The sequence below is a fragment of the Natrarchaeobaculum aegyptiacum genome, from assembly GCF_002156705.1.
Lineage (GTDB): Archaea > Halobacteriota > Halobacteria > Halobacteriales > Natrialbaceae > Natrarchaeobaculum > Natrarchaeobaculum aegyptiacum.
The window spans coordinates 1,925,973-1,943,371 of sequence record NZ_CP019893.1 but is presented as its reverse complement, the minus strand read 5'-3'; the positions used below and the strand labels follow the sequence as shown (position 1 = coordinate 1,943,371).

The following is a 17,399-nucleotide window of genomic DNA, read 5'->3' as shown; positions in this document are numbered from 1 at the left end:
ATCACTCCAGTGGTTCCTCGACGTCGAGCCAGAGGTGCACGTACTCGTCGGCTGCCGAAATCGAGAGATCGTCCTCGGCAGGGACCGAGTCGGTAAAGAGCAGCCAGACGATCCGAACCTCGCCGTCGACCGTCGGCTCGATCGCGTGCGTCTGCGTCCAGCTATCACCGTGGTCGAGTTCGGGCTCGAACCGCTCGAGTTCACGCTGGTCGGTCACGGAAACCGTGGTCTCGTCGTGACGGTCGATCTCCTGTTCGACCGCCACGACCGTGTACTCCACCGGGCGCTGTTCGGCGTTCTCGACGCCGACGACCACGTCGGCTGCGTCGCCGACCTCGAGTGTCGACGGATAATTCGCCGCGAGGAACTCGCCGTCTTCGTCTTCGGTCCCGACGTAGACCGCAGAGTACTGTTCACCGACCGCTGGCGTCGCGACGGCGAAGCCGACGGCACCGGCGGCGACGAGGAGCGACGCGACCACCGCGACGTTCAGGAGTGCGTCCATGCGCGTGGGAGCCGCGACGAGGTGAGATCGCCCGGTTTCGACCCAGTCTGTAACGGGGAACGAATAGCGTGCTGACGCTGGAAGGGCGCGCCGGCGCTGGATGGCAACGATCGTCGTCGCGACGACGAACGCGGACGTGGCAAGCAGGTACGACCCGCCGCTGATACCCCAGGGACTCGCGTGCAAGACGAGGCCGATCAGCGGCACGATAGCGACGCTACAAACGGCGGCCAGAACGATTCGCTCGATCCCGTCGATACCGCGTGCGCCACCGGCGGGAGACTCGCCGTTCGAGACCAGCGGTCGATCGCGCACATCGACGCCGGTCGAGCCACCCGTCCCCATGGCGGACGACCCACCAGCTGACCGCAAGCGATCAGCGGCTGGTGCGTCGCCGGACTCGGGGTAGACCACCGCGAGAACAGCGTACCCCGGTACCACGAGGAGAAAGAAGAGCCCCAGCGGGATCCGCACCGCCGACGCTCGAAGTCCCGGCGTCACTGCCACCACGTTGACGAGGATCGTCAACGCGAGGATCGCCGCGAGATCGGGTGGGCAGAGACGCCGAATCCGCACGGCGAGGAGACGGATGGGTCGACCGATACTCATCGAAGATCTTGTTTTCCCCAGATTCGTAAAAATTGAACGGTTTCGTGTGAGATAACAATGCAGAGGCTGGCAGCGATCGAAATCGCCCAGTGAAGTTCACTCCTCGAGGATGACGCCGTCGGCTCCCGATTCTGAAGCGGCGTCGGCGTCACCGCCTCGCATCCCCTCGACCAGATGACGCGCCGAGACGACGACGTTCGATGCCTCTTCTCGTGAAATTCGCTCGAGACCGAACGCCGCCCGTTCGTACTGTTCGGTGATTTCGGCCAGCGCGTCGGCGTGCGGGCCAGAATATCGTTCCTGGAACTCCCAGTGCGTGAGGGCCTTCCCCTCCGGGAAGTACGACTGGAGTTCGGTCCTGGCAGCGACGTAGGCCGACTGGACGGCGTCGTTGGTCTGGCCGTTCGAGAGTTGCGTCGAGGCCTGTTTGAGGAGTTCCTCGGCGTGGGATGGACCGACCGTAACGGGGAGACGATCGTCGAACATCGACTCGTCGACCCCATCTCCCCTCTCTACGGAGAACGTTCCCTCGGACGGATCGAACGAGATGCCCTGTGTCCCCGGGGACGGCCCGCTCGACGCGAGGGGTCTACCGGCGGTGCCACCGCGACTGGTCCGGTAATATCGAGTCAACCGCCAGAGACCGACCAGAACGCCGCCGAGGACGATACTTCCGGCGAGGACGAACGCGACCGCAGGGAGGTCCTCGAGCCAGGAACCCGTCGTCGTCTGAACGGTCGTTCGCTCCTGGGTCGACTCGAGGTTTCCGTTACCACCGTCGAACGACGCCGTGACCGTCGCGTTCTCGCCGTCTGCTGGTGCAGAAACCGACTGCTCGAAGGAACCATCCGAAGCCGTCTGTGTCTCCCCGGCTGGTTCGTCGTCGACGGCGAACTGGATCGGCTGGCCGCCGACTGGCTGGCCGCCGTCGGTCCGTAACGTCCCGTCGACGACGATCTCGTCGTCCGCCTCGGCGCTCGTGGCCGTCACCGACAGTTGCGTCCCGAGTTCGTCGACACGCACCGGCGTCCAGTCCTCGGCGGTGCCGATCGCACTCCCTTCGAGGTCGACGGTCGCGACCAGATCGGGTTCGCCCGCAGGAACGGCGGCGGGAATCGTGACGAGCTGCGCGACAGTACCGTCTGTCGTCTCGAGGACCTCGAGTTCCTCGCCCCCGAGGCTCAGGGCGATCGGAACGTCGTCGAGGGGGTCGCCGTCGACCTCGAGTTCGGCTTCGACGAGCACGGTGTCACCGTAGGCGGCGTGCTCCGGGCCGAAGACCGACACCGATGGGTCGACGGGTTCGACGGCGACCGGGACCGTCGTTTCGGCCGCTCGATGCCCGATGCCCGGCGTCGGGACGTACGTGACGGTCAGTTCGTCGGTCGTCGGGGCGAACGGATCGGGCTGGTACTCGAGTGAGAAGTCCCCGTCGTGATCGATTCCGGTCCCCTCGCGATCTGGATTTCGAACGAGCGGGACCGTGTGGGGATCGCCGTTGACCTCGATCGTGACGGCCTCACGGTCGTCGGGCCACCGGTCGTCGACGTCGATCGAACCGGTTACGGTGACGGTGTCGGCCGGCGTGATGGCGTCTGCGTCCGCCGTCGCGTCGATCGGCGTCTCGACGAACTGCTCGGCTGCGACGTCCGCGTGGGCCTCACGGACGCGGTCACGGTGTGAGGCGACGGCCTCCGGTGCGTCACCGAGGTCGGCCGCGGTGTGGGCCTCGATCGCGTCGAACTGCTCGTCGAGTCGCGATCCCGTCTCCTCGACCTCGGCTGCGTAGACGTCGAGCTCGAGTGCGATATCGCGAGCGCTGTCCTCGTCGCCTCGCTCGACAGCACGCTCGTAGTCGTCGGCCACGTCGTCGTATCTCTCGAGTGCGACGGCGAAGGTCACGAGGTCGTCGGCCACGTCCTCGAACGCGTCGGGAAGGTCGATCCCAGTAGCGAAGTCGGTGTCAGACTGGTCGAATCCACCGTCCTCGCGGACGAGTCCGGCGTACTCGTCGTAGTGTTCCCGATACGACTCGTCGAAGTGGTCCTCGACGTCGTCACCCGTCTCGAGGTCGTCGGTGGCGTTCTGGATGTGGTTCGCGAGTTGCTGGACCTGCCAGGTGCGAACGTCGGATAGATCGCCGTCTTCGTCGTATTCGTCGGGATTAACGTGGGGTTCCGACTGATTTGCGTCGCCAGAATCTGCCTGAACACTCACCTCGTTCGTCAGTAGCGGCGCTGTCGCGCCCGACGTAGTCGCCGGGTCGGCCCCCGTATCGACGGCCGCACTCGTCCCCCCGACCGTCGCGACGCTCCCGGCAACGAGCAAGACGACCAGCAGCGACGCCACAGATATTCGTCGATCCACTCTCGAGTTCACATATCTACGTTCGACCCTAAAATCAAAAAGTTATTCAATCGAAGTCGCCATGTACCGTGACAGTCAGTGCCGTCGAGGCGACGGCCACACAGACGATGGATTTCACGACGAAAACACGCACACACGGCTCGATCGCCGTCGTTCTGACCGGGTACGCCGTCCTTACACAGGACGTTCTGGCGCTCGTCGGGGCGGGCCTCGTCGGGGGCTGGCTTCTCGGGCGACAGGTCGCGTTTACGCGTGATCTACAGTCGGTTACGGAGACGCTCTCGATCGACCAGCGCGCGGTGCGAGACGCCGTCCGGACCGACGACGTGACTCCGGTCGGACTCCACGCAAGACTCGACCATCCGACGCCGCTGTCGGTCACCGTGACCGCCGGCGTCCCCCGACAGGCGACGATCGAACCCGGGGAGACGACTCCGATGGTGACGCTCGAGCCGGGTGCCGTCGCCGCCGACGATCACGAAGACGTCAGATGGCCGATCTCCGGCCGGCACGAATTCGATCCCGTCACGGTCACCGCAGCCACCGACGGCTTCCGGGAGACGCTCACTCTCGACGTGCAGGCGACGATCACCGTCGAACCCCGCGAATCCGAACCGGTTCACGTCGGACGTGGCGGCGAACGAATCGGCACGGCCTACGGTGATCACGACGGTGGCCGACTCGGATCCGGCGACGAACCCGCGGAGGCTCGTGAGTACGTCCCCGGCGACACCGCAGACAGAATCGACTGGAAGGCGACGGCACGCTTCGGAACGGCCTACGTCCGGGAGTACGATACCCAGATCAACCGCGAAACGACGCTCCTGATCGACAACCGCTCGACGCTCGCAGACGGCCCGACCGGTGCCACCAAGTTCGATCACCTCCGCGAGGTCGCCCTCTCGATGGCCGAACGCGCCATCGACCGTGGCGATCCAGTCGGCCTCGTTACCGTCGACGACGACGGCATCGAGACTCACCTCGAGCACGCCACCGGGGGAAGTGGCCACCGGACGATCAGGCGACGACTTCTCGATCTGCGCCCGAGCGACGGGAGTCGCGCCACCGAACGGCACCTCACCGGCGACGCGGCCCGATCGCACCTCACCTCGATCACCGGGAGCGACGACGATCCGTTCGCGGACACACTCCGCCCGTTCTTCGAAGCGCGAGCAGGCGGGGCCGAACACGTCGCCGTCGAGTCACTCAGAGACGGGCTCAAAGCCACGCTCACCAACCAGCAACGGCGTCGCCGAACGGTGATATTCACCGACGACGAACGCCCCGGCGACCTCCGTGAAACGATCGCGCTCGCACGCGCCCGCGGCAACGAGGTTGTCGTCGTCATCGCCGCCTCGGTTCTCTACGAGACCGACAACCTGACCGAACTCGAGTCGGCATTCGACCGCTACGTCGCGTTCGAACAGGTGCGCCGAGACCTCTCCCGCCTCGACGGCGTCACCGCCCTCGAGGTCGGACCCGGCGACCGACTCTCGACTGTCCTCGGCGCCGGACGGCAGGGACACCGACAGCGACGCCGGGACGAACGCTCGAGTCGGGCGCGTGCTCCAGCCACGGGAGGTGAGCCTCGATGAGCGGGAAACCGGCGACGATACGTCGGGCAGTCGGCGGCAGACGTCGACGCGACGGAGCGCGACGACGGCCGACCGCACAACTCGCCAGCCTCGCGCTGGCCGCTCCTGCACTGCTCGTCACTGCCGGCTGGCCCGGTGCCGTGATCTGGCTCGCGATCGCGCTCACGTGGTTCCTCCTCGAGACGCCCGTCGCGATCGGGGTTGGAACCGTCGGCCTCGTCGCGGCCCCGAGCTATACGTTCAGGCTCGGGGTCGAGATCGACGCCGGCGTCCAGATCGAGCCACAGCTCGCGTGGCTCGCCCCGCTCGCGCTCGTTGCGCTCGTGAGCACCGACTGGGAAGGGACGGCACACCCGAAAACGGTCGTGCTCGCGACGACCGGCGCGAGTGCGGGGCTCGTCCTGACGAGTTCGCTCCTGCTCGCCGGCCCGGCCCTCCCGCTGTGGGCCGTCGGCATCGTCCTCCTCGGCCTCCTCGCCATCGGAGCCGTCGGAATCGACCGGTACGGACGACTCGTCGTCGACACACTCGAGACCGGGTTCGAACCCGACGCCGCCGCTCCCGAACTCGGGAACGAGGGCCCGGTAAACGACGACACGAACGAGAGCACCGACTCGAGGACCACCGATCAGCGAACCAGCGGAGATCGCTGAGCCGTTGTGACCTTTCCCCGAACCCGAAGAATCCATGAGCACGTTCGAATTCGACGATCAACAGGCGACACAGCCCCCCTCGAGCGAGGGTGCGACGACCCCCGATATCGACGACGATCCAGGTGCTGCTGCCGGTGGCGAGCCGGGTCGATCGGCCGACGTCGACCAGCACCTCGCTCTTCAGGCACGCGCCGACCTGCTCGAGGCGGAGAATCGGCGGCTCCGTACTGAATACGCCCGACTCAGGCAGTCACGAAATCGCACGAGAGCACTGGGACTGCTCGCGATCGCCATCCTGGCAGTTGCCGGCGCTGCCGTCTTCCCCGGCGTTCGGGACGTACTGTTCGTCCTCGCTGCGATCGGGGCCATCGGTGGCGTGTTGACGTACTACCTCTCACCCGGTGCATTCGTCGCTGCCGACGTCGGCGAACGAATCTACGCCGCGCTCGCGGGGAACCTGGCCGATCTCGCTGGATCACTCGGACTGGACGACCGACGACTCTACGTCCCCGGCCACGAGGAGAGCGCCTGTCGACTGTTCGTACCTCACCACCCCGACGTCGACCTCCCCGAAGACGCCGTCGACGGGCCGATCGTCACCGACGAGGAGACGCGAGGCCTCGTGCTCGAGCCGACTGGACACGCGCTCTTCGAGACGTTCGAACGTGGCCTGACGAGCGACCTCGCGACGCGACCCGGACCGCTCGCGAACCAGCTTACAGACGCGCTGGTCGAGCAATTCGAGCTCGCTACCAGTGCCGAAGCGAGCGTCGAACCCGCACAGGTCACGGTCGCGATCAGCGAGAGCGCCGTCGGCGACGTCGATCGATTCGATCACCCCATCGCCTCGTTTCTCGCAACCGGGCTCGCGATCGGTCTCGAGCAACCGGTCGACCTCGAGGTGACGCGCGGTGACGGCCGCGCCGACTGGCTCGTGACCTGCCGGTGGGCAGAAAGCGACCGTGCCGACGAGACGGCGACAGCAGCCGAATCGAACGTAACGGACGGAGACGAGCCACAGCGAGCCGGCGTGAGTGGGGAAAAAGCGACGATCGAGGAGTCCGACCGATCAGTCTCGACCGACTCGCCTGCCGACGGCCAACAGCCAGCCAGCGACGTCGAGACAGACGTCGACGAACCCACGACGACAGAAAACGAGAAAAACCGGGGCGACGCAACCGCCACCGACGGGTAGCCGGGGACCGACAGCGGTCACCGCGAGCGCGAGCCCCACCCGCCGTCGGTCTCGGCCGTCGACTCTGACTCACCGCCGTGCCCGCGACCGAACGCCTCGGCCCCCGGCGGTTCGACCGACTCGACGACGTCGTCGACGATATCGTCGGCCGTGACGCCACCGAGGTCCGCATCGGTGCTCAACACGAGTCGGTGGGCGAGAATCGGCGTCGCAAAGCGCTTGACGTCGTCAGGGATGACGTACGCTCGCCCGTTGATCGCCGCGTGGGCTTTCGCCGAGATCAAAAACGCGAGCGTCGCCCGTGGCGAGCACCCGTGAGCGACGTTCGGATGATCGCGGGTCGCCGCTACCAGATCGAGAACGTACTCTTTGACCGCCGGCGCGACGTGTCGTTGCTCGACCGCCCGTCGTGCAGCCAGCACCTCCTCGGGTGAAACGACCGGATCGACCGTCCCCGGTCCAAGGTCCGGCGTCGAATCGTACCGGTCGACCAGCGTTCGTTCGGCCGCCCGGTCCGGGACGTCCATCTCGAGTTTGAACTGGAACCGGTCACGCTGGGCTTCCGGCAGTTCGAAGACCCCCTCCATCTCGATGGGGTTCTGCGTCGCAACGACCATAAACGGCGTCGGCAACTGACAGGTCTCGTCCTCGATCGTCACCTGTCGTTCGCCCATCGCCTCGAGCAGCGCCGACTGGGTCTTCGGCGTCGCACGGTTGAGCTCGTCCGCGACGACCAGATTCGCGAAGACAGGCCCCCGTTTCAGTTCGAACTCACCGGTGTGCTCACGATAGACGGTCGTTCCGGTGACGTCGGCCGGTAACACGTCCGGCGTCATCTGGATACGGCTTTGTTCGAGACCGCTTGCCCGTGCGAACAGCGTCGCGACCGTCGTCTTTGCGATGCCGGGAACACCCTCGATCAGGACGTGCCCCCGAGAGAGCATGGCGACCGTGAGCGCAGTGATCGGTTCGTCGTTTCCGACGAGTACGCGTTTGATCTCGCCTCGCAGTGCGTCGTACACCGCAGCAGGGTTGCCGTGCTGGTCACCCCCAGTACCGTCAGTGCCGTCGTTCGATCCGTTCATTCGTCGTTTCTCCCGATGTGTTCGTCCCGTTCCATGTTGAATTTTCCTATCGTGCCCTCGATCAGTTCCTCGTCCCACTCCGGATGGTTCGACCGCAGGTACCGTGCCTGTGCTGCCGGGGAGAGACGTGATCGGTCGTCCCCAGCGGACGCCGACGACGGCCGAGTGTCACTGGCGGTAGTAGCAGCCAGGATAGCGACGAGCGTGAGACACCGAGAGCGAACACCGGTAACGACCCGACGACCGCGGCGACTCGTTGCAGCCACCACGCCGAAGATGGCGCCAAATCCGACCAGCGCCTGCAGGGACGGCGATTCACGGATCGTCAACGCCGCACTCGAGAGCGGTGGCAAGTCGCCGCCGTGTGACCGGTCGAAGAGGACGGTGCCGTCGCCAGCGAGTGCGTGGAGGAACGCCTCGTTGTCCGACCGGTCGACCATCACGTTGATAGCGATGCTGGGATCGCCGACGGCGACGACCCGACCGTCACCGACCGACTCGACCGTCGCCACCGGGTACGGACCCGATGGTGGCGCCACACTGGCTGGTTCGCGGTCGGACCCAGTCGGAGAGAGACTGGCGTACTCGCTCGTCCCGAGCAACACCGTCGCCTCGTCGTCTGTCCCGGAGGCGTTCCACTCGGCCGACCCCTCGTCGTCACCGGTCTCGATCGCCGTCCCACGATTGAGTGTGACCTCGTCGACAGTTGCGACGAGGGCGTCGTCAGCAACGGCGGTGACGACCGGCATCTGCGGTCCCTGATCGTATTCCCGCTCGTCCCGGACGACCCGTCCGTCGAAGCGCGCGTCCGCGCCGACGCCCTCGAGCAGGCGGTTCCCCGCGGTTCCGTCGTCCATAACGACGAGCGTTCCGCCGGCCTCGACGAACGCGGCGACGTCGTCCATCGCGGCCCGATCGTACGGCTCCTCGGGTGCGACGACGAACGCCGTCGTCTCCGTCGGTGAATGGTCCCCGTAGGAGCCAGTCTCGCGGACGACGACTGGTTCAGCCCCAGGGGCCGAATCGAGCTGGCCGCGAAGGTCCGTAGCACCGTCCCACGCGGGGTTGAACAGCCCGAACGCGACCGTCGACGTCGTCGCACCGACGAGCAACGTGATCAGTACCGCCCCGGCAAGCCCGTAGGTCAGGAGTCGAGTCCAGTCGACCTCGAGCGAACGGCCGGCGTCCATCCCCGCTTCGTCGTCTGTAGACGCGGCTGCGCTGTCGCCATCGCCGCCGTCGTCGGGGTGAGCCGTCATCGGTACTTCACCACGTCAGCACCTCCGGGGGGAGGATCTCGAGGAGCCGTCGGACCACGTACAGGGCGAACCCGACTATTCCGAGTGCGACCAGCCACGGAAGTCGGCGGCGCCAGCGCGGAGCGACGTTTACCGGTGCCGTAAGCTCGACGAGGACGAGCAGTCCGATCAACGAGCAAAGGAAGAAAAGCTCGAACGACAGCGAGTCGAGGACAGTGAGGACGAGCACCGTCCCGAGCATCCACGCAAGCTGGGCGTGGACGAATCGCATTCGACGAGCGGTCGTCATGGCTGGAGCAGGGACACGGGTGTCTCTTTCGGTCACTCGACGGTGACGCTCTTGGCGAGGTTTCGCGGCTTGTCGATCGATCGACCCAGCCGGTTTGCGACCCAGTAGGAGACCAGCTGCAACTGGACGTTCGCGAGGATCGGCGTGAGTGCGGGGTGGCTCTCCGGAACCGGGAGGACGTGGTCGGCGTAGCGTTCGACGTCCACGCAGCCGTCGGTGACGGCAACCACCGGCGCGCCGCGGGTCTCGACTTCCTTGACGTTGCCGACGGTCTTTCGGGGGTTCGCTCCCCCGGTCACGATCGCAAACACCGGCGTTCGGTCGGTCACGAGCGCCAGCGGCCCGTGTTTCAGTTCGCCAGCGGCGAAGCCTTCCGCGTGTTTGTAGGTAATCTCTTTCATCTTGAGCGCCCCCTCGAGTGCGACCGGTGCGTTGTACCCCCGGCCGATGAAGAAGTAGGCGTCGGACTCGAGGTACTCCTCGGCGACGTCACGGGTGGCAGACTCGTCGAGTACCGCCTGTAGCTGGTCGGGGAGTGCTCGAAGCGCCTCGACCAGATCGTCGTCGTAGGTTCCGGTGAGTTCACACGCCACCAGCGCGAGGGCGATCTGCTGGGAGACGAACGTCTTCGTGGCCGCGACGCCAATCTCGGGGCCAGCCCTGACGTAGACGACGTGATCGCACATCCTGGCTGCCGAACTGCCGACGACGTTGGTCACCGCGAGCGTCGTCGCGCCCGCACTGGTTGCATCACGCAGCGCAGTCATCGTGTCTGCAGTCTCGCCGCTCTGGGTGACGCCGACGACCAGCGTCTCCTCGTCGACCGGCACCGAGTCGGCGTCGTACTCGCTGGCGAGGAACGCCTGTGCGGTGACCCCGCGTTCACGAAGCAATCGAGTACCGTACAGCGCCGCGTGATAGGATGTCCCGCAGGCGACGAACTGGACCCGCGCCGGCGGCTCGAGATCGGCGATCGAGTCGACGTCGATCGTCCGCTCGAGGCCGGAGACCCGCTCGCTCAGACACTGGCGAACCGCCGTCGGCTGTTCGTGAATCTCTTTGAGCATGTAGTGATCGTAGCCGGACTTGCCCGCGTCTGCGGCGTCCCACTCGATCGTCTCGACGGCGGCGTCGACGACGGTCCCGTTCTCGTCAGTGACGACGAGGTCGTCGGGGCCGATTCGAGCGAACTCCCCGTCGTCGAGGTAGATCACCCGATCCGTGTACTCGATGAACGCGGGGACGTCGCTCGCGAGGTAGTGGCCGTCGTCACCGACGCCGAGTACCAGCGGCGACTCGTTCCGGGCCGCGTACACGACCTCGCTGCCGGCGAACACCGCGGCTATCGCGTAACTGCCATCGATCCGGTCGATCGCCCGGCGGAACGCCGTCTCGCGGTCGACTCCCGACTCGAGTGCGTCGGCGATCAGGTGGGGAACGACCTCGGTATCGGTATCGCTCTCGAAGGCGTGGCCGTCGGCCTCGAGTTCGTCGCGCAGGGACTGGTAATTCTCGATGATCCCGTTGTGGACGACCGCGACGCGCTCGGCGGGATCGGTGTGTGGGTGGGCGTTGGCGTCAGACGGAGGACCGTGGGTGCTCCAGCGGGTGTGCCCGATGCCGGCGACGCCGTCGACGCTGCCGTCGGGCAGTGCCGACTCGAGCGCCGAGATGTCGCCTTCGCGTTTGTAGAGAGCAAGTGAAGAGTTGGCGACGGCGACGCCCGCAGAGTCGTAGCCGCGGTACTCGAGTCCCGAGAGGCCCGTCATGAGTACGTCGAGGACGGCGTCGTCTGCGGCGGTCGCGTCGTCGCCGACGTAGCCGATGATGCCACACATCAGGAACGCACCTCCGTCTCGCCAGGAACGGTTCCACGGACGGTCGCGCCGGCGGCGACCGACGCGTCCGGTCCGACGACCGTGCCCGGGACGTAGGTAGCGTCACCGTCGTCGCGGACGCGGTCGGCCAGGAGCGCACCGAGGGACTCGTCCTCGAAGACGCGGTCGCCGACGCGGACGTCACCCGGACCACCCGGGATCGTCGTGTTCGGACCGATCTCGACGCCCTGGCCGGCGACACACTCGAGGACGGTCGCGTTCGGACGGACGCGCGCGTCCGAGTCGAGGACGCTTCGCTCGACGACGGCGCCGGACTCGACGGTGACGTTCTCACCGAGACAGGCGTAGGGCCCGACGACCGCACCGGGACCGATCTCGCAGTCGTCCTCGACGACGACCGGACCGCGGACGACCGCAGCCTCGTGGACCGACGCGAGATTGCTGACCCGATGGCGGCGCTCCGGGCCGTCCGTCGAGCGCTCGAGTAACTCCCGCGAGACGTAGAGGAGATCCCACGGATAGGTCGCATCGACCCACAGTCCGTCGGACTCGACGCCCTGGATCGGCGTCGTCTCGTCGGCGATCAGCCGGGAGATGGCATCGATCAGTGAGTGTTCACCTGCCTGCGGTTCCGTCTCCGCGATCGCGTCGAAGATCGGTGGCTCGAACGCGTAGACGCCCGCGTTGAGACGATAGTCCCGGTCGTCCCGTGGCCGCTCGACGAGTTCGCGGACGTATCCATCACCCGCGACGCCGTCTGCGCGCTCAATGATGACGCCGCCGTAGCCGCTGACGTCGCGACGGGAGAGGAGTCCGAGTGTCGCCGTCGCGTCGCCGGATCGGTGGGTCGTGGCCACGTCCTCGACGATCTGACGGTCGACGATCTGGTCCCCGTTGACCACGACGAACGGGCCGTCGACGGCTTCGACGGCGACCGACAGGGCGTGACCGGTGCCGAGCTGTTTCGCCTGACGCACGTAGGCCAGGGGGACGTTCCGGTAGGTCGGGCCGAAGTACGACTGGACGCGTTCGCGTCGGTAGCCGACCACGACCGTGATATCCGTGATCCCCGCGCCGATGAGTTCGTCGAAGACGCGCTGAAGAATCGGCGTCGTCGCCGCGGGCAACATCGGCTTCGGTCGATTCCGCGTCAACGGTCGAAGCCGCTTGCCTTCACCGGCTGCGAGGACGACTGCAGAGAGCGAACCCATGTGTGTCTGCTAATTTCGTAGCCACCCGACCCATATATAACTAGCTGATCCACGATAGAATAAACTAAAATGTTCGAGAAAATACCTGCGTTCGTCAGGAACTCACCTCGAGTACGAGCCCGTGGGCGTCCTCGAAGAGCGCGTCGGCGCGGTCTGGTTCGCGCGCTTCGGCGGTCACCCGGACGAGCGACTCGGTCCCACTCGGTCGGATCAACGTCCAGCCGTCGTCGCCCTCGATTCGGACACCGTCCATCGCGTCGAAGACGTCCCCGCGCTCGCGAACCGCCGACTCGACGGCCGACATCACCGCCTCCTTGTCCTCGACCGCGATCGAATCCCGCCGGATCGGATACGTCTCGAGCGCGCCAACCAGTTCGGAGAGCGGGCCGCGACGGGCCACCAGCGCGGCGAGTTTCGTGGCCGCGAGTGGACCGTCCGGACACAGGGTCTCGTCGGGCCAGATCCACGCCCCGCTCGGCTCGCCACCGAAGACCACGCTCGACTCGCTCGCGCGCTCGGCCACGTGGACGTCACCGACGGGCGTCCGCGTCACCGACGCGCCAACCGCCTCGAGTGCGTCGTCGACCGCGAGGCTCGTGTTCAGCGGCGCGGCGACCTGATCGCCGTCACCCGCGGCCTCCCGGGCGAACAGCGCGAGGAGGAGGTCCTTCGGGACGAACGTTCCCGTCTCGTCGACCGCGACCATCCGGTCGGCGTCGCCGTCGTGACCGATCCCGAGGTCTGCATCGGTGGCCCCGACCGTCTGTAGCAAGGTCTCGAGGGTCTCCGCATTCGGCTCACTGGGCCGCGCGGGGAACCGGCCGTCGGGCTGGCCGTTCAACGTCTGTACCGTACAGCCGAGTTCGTACAGCGCGTCAGCGGTGACGCCGCCGGTCCCGTTACCGACGTCGACGACGACGGTGAGCTCCGAAAGCGCCGACGCCGACTCGCCGACGGCGGCACAGATCGCCGCGACGTGTTCGTCGTACAGCGTACCATCGTCACGACAGTACCGCTCGCCGATGTCCTTCCAGCCACACAGCGGCGCCGCGTCCTCTCGAACCCGCTCGCTGATCGCCGCCTGCTGGTCGCCGTCGAACGACTGCCCCGATGGGTTCCAGAGTTTGATCCCGTTGTCCGACGGCGGATTGTGCGAGGCCGTCACGACCACGCCCACGTCCGCCTCGAGGGAGGCGACGCCGCGAGCGACCGTCGGCGTCGCCGCCACGCCGACGTCGATCACGTCGCCACCGCACTCTCTGACGCCAGCGGCGAGTGCATCCACGAGCAACCGCCCGCTGGGTCGGGCGTCCCGACCGACGACCACGCGGTCGTACCCCTCGGCTGGCAGGGCACGCCCGACGCCAAGCGCCAGCGCCGCCGTCACGTCCGTACCAACTTCACCACGAATACCGCTCGTACCAAACATGTCCCGACCGTTCATCGAACGAACGTATAAAATCGCGTGGTCCCGGCGCTGAATTAGCGTTCCCCGATACCGGGGTATTTTCTTCGCCCCGACCCCCTGCTTATAAATCACCGGACGGAATATCCGCCCACGATGAAAGCAGTCCTGCTCGCCGCCGGAGAAGGCACACGGATCAGGCCGCTCTCTGCGGACGTCCCGAAACCGATGCTCCCCGTCGCCGACCGTCCACTCGTCGCCCACACCGCCGACGCCGCCATCGACGCCGGCGCCACCGAACTCGTCCTCGTCGTCGGCTACGAGGCTGACGCCGTTCGCGACTACTTCGGCGACAGCTACCGCGACACGCCCGTCAGCTACGCCGTTCAGGAACGTCAGCGCGGCACCGCCGACGCCGTCGCCGCCGCCAGCGACCACCTCACCGACGAGCCGTTCGCCGTCCTCAACGGCGACAACCTCTACGACCCCGACTCGATCGCCCGCCTCTTCGACGCCGCCCCCGCCGTCGCCGCCGTCGAGGTCGACGACCCCCGTAACTACGGCGTCCTCGAGACCGCCGACGGCGCCGTCACCGGCATCGTCGAAAAACCCGAGGAACCACCCTCCACGCTCGCCAACGCCGGCGCCTACGTCTTCCCCGGCGACGCCCGCGACTGGCTCGAGGTCCCCGAGAGCGACCGCGGCGAGTACGAGATCACCGACGTCATCGCCCGCGTCATCGATACCTACACCGTCACACCCGTCACCCTCGAGCGCTGGCTCGACGTCGGCCGCCCCTGGGAACTGCTCTCCGCCAACGAGTGGAAGCTCGCCGATCTCGAACGACGACTCGACGGCGACGTCAGCGACGACGCCGACCTCCGGGGCGCGGTCGTCGTCGAGGACGGTGCCACCGTCGAACCCGGCGTCGTAATCGAAGGCCCCGCGATAGTCCGCTCCGGCGCGAGCGTCGGCCCCAACGCCTACGTCCGCGGCGCAACCCTCATCGACCGCGACGCCAGCGTCGGCAACGCCGTCGAAATCAAAAACAGCGTTCTCATGACCGGTGCCACCGTCAGCCACCTCTCCTACGTCGGCGACAGCCTCCTCGGGCGCAACGTCAACTTCGGCGCCGGCACCACCGTCGCCAACCTCCGCCACGACGACGAGCCCGTCTCGCTCGACGTCAAAGGCGACCGCGTCTCCACCGACCGCCGCAAATTCGGCGTCGTCGTCGGCCCCGACGTCAAAACCGGCATCAACTCGAGTCTCTACCCCGGCGTCAAACTCTCCGCGGGTGCGACCACCCTCCCGGGCGAAGTCGTCGACCGCGATCGGTGAGGCGACTCTCGAGGACCGATCACGCACGGTAAAACAGACCTGTCACGCCGTGGTCACAGCCCGAACGGTGCGTAGAGGTCTACTCCCAGTGCCGACCGTTCACGCGGGATGACCGTATGGATCGCGGCCGTAACCCCGGGTCGTCTCCGTGATCTCATCGTCTGGCTCTGCCGTGTCGTCACCGTCGTTGGACACGGCTGACTCGTCAGCCTCGCCGTCGTCACTGGTCGATGGGTTCACAGCTGCACCACTGCTCCCACCACCGCTCCCGCCGCTACTGGCCGACGATTGCTCATCTATTGCACCCGCGTCGTCTCCCCCAGAGTCGCCCCCTGATTCGATCGCAGCCGGTTGCCCGGCCGACGCCGTCTCGTTTCCGTACCCCTCGGAACCGTCGTCGGACGACGTTTCTGACACCTCCGAGTCGCCGAGCCAGCTAACACCAAGATATCCAGCGAGCGTGAGCCCACCCACACCCGCCAGTCCGAACAGCGCTCGTCGCGATAGTCGCATACGGTTTCCATCCTGCTGGCACACTATGAAATTTTGGTGTTCGAGTTTCGAAATATCACTAAAGAGTAGTTCACGTCGGTTTTGGGAACGTGTCTCCCCGTCCTGTCGTCCCAATGGGCCACAACGCCGTTTCTGAACGACGCCAGCAAAACACTGTACACGGAATCACACCCACACCCGAACCGGAGCACAACCAGACACAAACTCTCCCCGGCTCGACCAGCCGGTCACGACGTTTCGGCACCGAAAAGCCAAGGGCCGGATTCTAACTCGAGGTTCAAAGCTTCAATTATAAGGTAATCGAGTTCGATTAATGACTTATGGCGTCGACACCAAGAGATCGAATCGACAATCTCCGGGATCGCATCGAGGACAGCGACGAGATCGCAGAGCGCGATCGTGAACTGCTCCTCGCCTTCAGCGATCGGCTCGACCTCCTCGCACAGCAGTACTCCGACTACCGGCACGAGAAGCTCCTCCGACACTGTACCATCATGGCCGAAGAACTCGAGGGCGGCACGCTGGCCGACGCCCTCGAGGACCGTGGGCCCGCCGAGCGAATCGTCGGCTGGATCAACCGGACCTACGACAACGAGGAGACAAACCGGGACTACCGGTCGGCCCTGCGCGTCTTCTCGAAGCGCGTCACCGACGGCGATGATCCACCGGAGTCGATCGAGTGGGTCCCGACCAACACCTCGAGCAACTACGACCCGACGCCCGATCCGCGGAACATGCTCCGATGGGAGGAGCACGTCGAGCCGATGATCGACGAGTGTTACAACGCACGCGACGCGGCCATGATCGCCCTGCAGTTCGACGCCGGCCTCCGCGGTGGCGAGTTCAAGGACCTCACCGTCGGCGACGTCCAGGACCACAAACACGGGCTGCAGGTGACCGTCGAGGGCAAGCAGGGCCGCCGGACGGTCATGCTCATCCCGGCGGTTCCCTACGTCAACCGCTGGCTCGACGCCCACCCCGACCGGGACGACCCCGACGCACCACTGTGGTCGAAGATCACCGAGCCGGAGGGCATCTCCGACCGGATGGTCTCGAAGATTCTCGACGAGGCTGCCGAGCGAGCCGGCGTCACCAAGCCCGTCACGCTCACCAACTTCCGGAAGTCCAGCGCCGCCTTCCTCGCCTCGCGAAACCTCAACCAGGCCCACATCGAGGAACACCACGGCTGGGTCCGCGGCTCGAGAGTCGCCTCCCGGTACATCAGCGTCTTCGCCGAGGAGAGCGAGCGCGAGATTGCGCGCGTCCACGGGATCGACGTCGAGGACGAGGAACCCGACCCGACGGCCCCGCTCGAGTGTCCCCGCTGCGGGCGGGACACGCCCCGGAAGGAACCGATCTGCGTCTGGTGTGGGCAGGCGATGGACCCGCAGGCCGCTACCGAACTCGACGAGGCCGGTGAACGAGAGTCGAGGTCGCTTGCCGAGCTCCCGCCCGGGAAGGCCGAGGAGGTCCTCGAGGCCATGCAGGTCCTCGACGACCCCGAGATCAAGAACGCCCTGCTGGGCCGCTGATC

General features: G+C 66.5%; 14 protein-coding genes. 5 read left to right on the top strand and 9 right to left on the bottom strand.

Features of this window, described 5'->3' with window-relative positions; all coding sequences use genetic code 11:
- Position 1: 1 nt before the first annotated feature.
- Complete coding sequence (locus B1756_RS09590; protein WP_086888335.1) at positions 2-1,114, bottom strand: DUF1616 domain-containing protein; 1,113 nt, start codon at positions 1,112-1,114, stop codon at positions 2-4.
- Positions 1,115-1,210: 96 nt separating this feature from the next.
- Positions 1,211-3,481: a hypothetical protein gene (locus B1756_RS09585; RefSeq protein ID WP_152031293.1), complete on the bottom strand. Its 2,271-nt coding sequence runs from the start codon at positions 3,479-3,481 to the stop codon at positions 1,211-1,213.
- Positions 3,482-3,549: 68 nt separating this feature from the next.
- Here B1756_RS09585 and B1756_RS09580 point away from each other — a divergent pair, with 68 nt between their 5' ends.
- Genes B1756_RS09580 through B1756_RS09570 form a run of 3 tightly spaced genes read left to right on the top strand, consistent with a single transcriptional unit; the run spans position 3,550 to position 6,924 of the window.
- On the top strand, positions 3,550-5,076 hold the full coding sequence (locus tag B1756_RS09580) for a DUF58 domain-containing protein (protein ID WP_228434580.1): 1,527 nt from the start codon (positions 3,550-3,552) through the stop codon (positions 5,074-5,076).
- Positions 5,073-5,729 carry a hypothetical protein gene (locus B1756_RS09575; protein WP_086888333.1) on the top strand — a complete coding sequence of 219 codons (657 nt, stop codon included), beginning with the start codon at positions 5,073-5,075 and terminating at the stop codon, positions 5,727-5,729. Before B1756_RS09580 ends, B1756_RS09575 begins: the two co-directional genes overlap by 4 nt.
- 34 nt (positions 5,730-5,763) lie before the next feature.
- The gene (locus B1756_RS09570; RefSeq protein WP_186336526.1) at positions 5,764-6,924 is read left to right on the top strand and encodes a bZIP transcription factor; all 1,161 of its coding nucleotides are present in this window, start codon (positions 5,764-5,766) and stop codon (positions 6,922-6,924) included.
- Positions 6,925-6,941: 17 nt separating this feature from the next.
- Here B1756_RS09570 and B1756_RS09565 read toward each other — a convergent pair whose 3' ends face one another.
- The 6 genes from B1756_RS09565 to glmM form a co-directional block, all read right to left on the bottom strand.
- The gene (locus B1756_RS09565; RefSeq protein WP_086888332.1) at positions 6,942-8,009 is read right to left on the bottom strand and encodes an AAA family ATPase; all 1,068 of its coding nucleotides are present in this window, start codon (positions 8,007-8,009) and stop codon (positions 6,942-6,944) included.
- On the bottom strand, positions 8,006-9,268 hold the full coding sequence (locus B1756_RS09560) for a DUF4350 domain-containing protein (RefSeq protein WP_086888331.1): 1,263 nt from the start codon (positions 9,266-9,268) through the stop codon (positions 8,006-8,008). The genes B1756_RS09565 and B1756_RS09560 overlap by 4 nt, the downstream gene beginning before the upstream one ends.
- A gap of 7 nt (positions 9,269-9,275) precedes the next feature.
- Entirely contained in the window at positions 9,276-9,557 is a 282-nt protein-coding gene (locus tag B1756_RS09555; protein ID WP_086888330.1) for a DUF8044 family membrane protein, read from the bottom strand.
- Between the two features lie 32 nt (positions 9,558-9,589).
- The gene (gene glmS, locus B1756_RS09550) at positions 9,590-11,395 is read right to left on the bottom strand and encodes a glutamine--fructose-6-phosphate transaminase (isomerizing) (RefSeq protein ID WP_086888329.1); all 1,806 of its coding nucleotides are present in this window, start codon (positions 11,393-11,395) and stop codon (positions 9,590-9,592) included.
- Positions 11,395-12,606 (bottom strand): sugar phosphate nucleotidyltransferase, encoded by a 1,212-nt coding sequence (locus B1756_RS09545; protein ID WP_086888328.1) that lies wholly within the window; start codon positions 12,604-12,606, stop codon positions 11,395-11,397. Before B1756_RS09545 ends, glmS begins: the two co-directional genes overlap by 1 nt.
- A gap of 94 nt (positions 12,607-12,700) precedes the next feature.
- On the bottom strand, positions 12,701-14,035 hold the full coding sequence (gene glmM / locus B1756_RS09540) for a phosphoglucosamine mutase (protein WP_086888327.1): 1,335 nt from the start codon (positions 14,033-14,035) through the stop codon (positions 12,701-12,703).
- A 132-nt stretch (positions 14,036-14,167) separates the two neighbouring features.
- On the opposite strand from glmM, the gene glmU reads away from it, so the two are divergent.
- Complete coding sequence (gene glmU / locus B1756_RS09535; protein WP_086888326.1) at positions 14,168-15,352, top strand: bifunctional sugar-1-phosphate nucleotidylyltransferase/acetyltransferase; 1,185 nt, start codon at positions 14,168-14,170, stop codon at positions 15,350-15,352.
- A gap of 99 nt (positions 15,353-15,451) precedes the next feature.
- Here the strand turns inward: glmU and B1756_RS09530 are convergent, their stop codons facing one another.
- The gene (locus B1756_RS09530; protein WP_152031292.1) at positions 15,452-15,865 is read right to left on the bottom strand and encodes a hypothetical protein; all 414 of its coding nucleotides are present in this window, start codon (positions 15,863-15,865) and stop codon (positions 15,452-15,454) included.
- A gap of 320 nt (positions 15,866-16,185) precedes the next feature.
- On the opposite strand from B1756_RS09530, the gene B1756_RS09525 reads away from it, so the two are divergent.
- Complete coding sequence (locus tag B1756_RS09525) at positions 16,186-17,397, top strand: tyrosine-type recombinase/integrase (protein ID WP_086888324.1); 1,212 nt, start codon at positions 16,186-16,188, stop codon at positions 17,395-17,397.
- Positions 17,398-17,399: the final 2 nt, after the last annotated feature.

Coding starts and splice junctions, on each gene's coding strand:
- B1756_RS09590 (WP_086888335.1), bottom strand. CDS start 1,114: ATGAGTATCGGTCGACCCATCCGTCTCCTCGCCGTGCGGATTCGGCGT.
- B1756_RS09575 (WP_086888333.1), top strand. CDS start 5,073: ATGAGCGGGAAACCGGCGACGATACGTCGGGCAGTCGGCGGCAGACGT.
- B1756_RS09570 (WP_186336526.1), top strand. CDS start 5,764: ATGAGCACGTTCGAATTCGACGATCAACAGGCGACACAGCCCCCCTCG.
- B1756_RS09565 (WP_086888332.1), bottom strand. CDS start 8,009: ATGAACGGATCGAACGACGGCACTGACGGTACTGGGGGTGACCAGCAC.
- B1756_RS09560 (WP_086888331.1), bottom strand. CDS start 9,268: ATGACGGCTCACCCCGACGACGGCGGCGATGGCGACAGCGCAGCCGCG.
- B1756_RS09555 (WP_086888330.1), bottom strand. CDS start 9,557: ATGACGACCGCTCGTCGAATGCGATTCGTCCACGCCCAGCTTGCGTGG.
- glmS (WP_086888329.1), bottom strand. CDS start 11,395: ATGTGTGGCATCATCGGCTACGTCGGCGACGACGCGACCGCCGCAGAC.
- B1756_RS09545 (WP_086888328.1), bottom strand. CDS start 12,606: ATGGGTTCGCTCTCTGCAGTCGTCCTCGCAGCCGGTGAAGGCAAGCGG.
- glmM (WP_086888327.1), bottom strand. CDS start 14,035: ATGTTTGGTACGAGCGGTATTCGTGGTGAAGTTGGTACGGACGTGACG.
- glmU (WP_086888326.1), top strand. CDS start 14,168: ATGAAAGCAGTCCTGCTCGCCGCCGGAGAAGGCACACGGATCAGGCCG.
- B1756_RS09530 (WP_152031292.1), bottom strand. CDS start 15,865: ATGCGACTATCGCGACGAGCGCTGTTCGGACTGGCGGGTGTGGGTGGG.
- B1756_RS09525 (WP_086888324.1), top strand. CDS start 16,186: ATGGCGTCGACACCAAGAGATCGAATCGACAATCTCCGGGATCGCATC.